Genomic DNA, 571 nt, shown 5'->3' on the forward strand with positions numbered 1-571 from the left:
GGCTGCCCGCCTGGAAGCGCTGTTCGCTGACGAGCAGCATAGCGAGGTCGAGGCCACCTGGGGCATTTACCAACGTCTGGTGGTGGCCTACCGGCAACCTGACAAGAAGTTCGGCCGCCACCTGCTCAACAAGGTCATCGATGACATCAGCACAGGCGTTCCCACAGCACTAGTGGAGATACGCAGCCTGGGCCGGACCCTGAACCGGCGCGCCGCTGACGTGCTCGCGTTCTTCGACCGGCCAGGCACCTCCAACAGCCCCCACCGAGGCCATCAACGCCCGACTCGAACACCTCCGCGGTATCGCCCTGGGCTTCCGGAACCTGACCCACTACATCGCCCGCAGCCTCCACGAGGCCGGCGGATTCAAACCCCGACTACACCCACGATTATGAAGAGCCGCTAATCTGTGAGCAGTCAAGACCAATCGTGATAACTCGTTGAAGTGCCGCGATCCGCTTGTATAACCTGACTTGGCTCAAATTAGTCAGGTTTTGGCAGGTGCTGGATGATGGTCTGGACGTTGTGGGGCACGGGGGTGGTGGCGTGGATTGTGTGGCCTGCGACGTCG

The 571-nt window shown here is 61.5% G+C and carries 1 pseudogene; it reads left to right on the forward strand.

Annotation, left to right across the window (positions count from 1 at the left end):
• Positions 1 to 395, forward strand: a pseudogene (locus tag ACFFN1_RS01095) (transposase); the annotation flags it as partial.
• Positions 396 to 571: the final 176 nt, after the last annotated feature.

The organism is Brevibacterium otitidis (genome assembly GCF_042429315.1).
GTDB lineage: Bacteria > Actinomycetota > Actinomycetes > Actinomycetales > Brevibacteriaceae > Brevibacterium > Brevibacterium otitidis.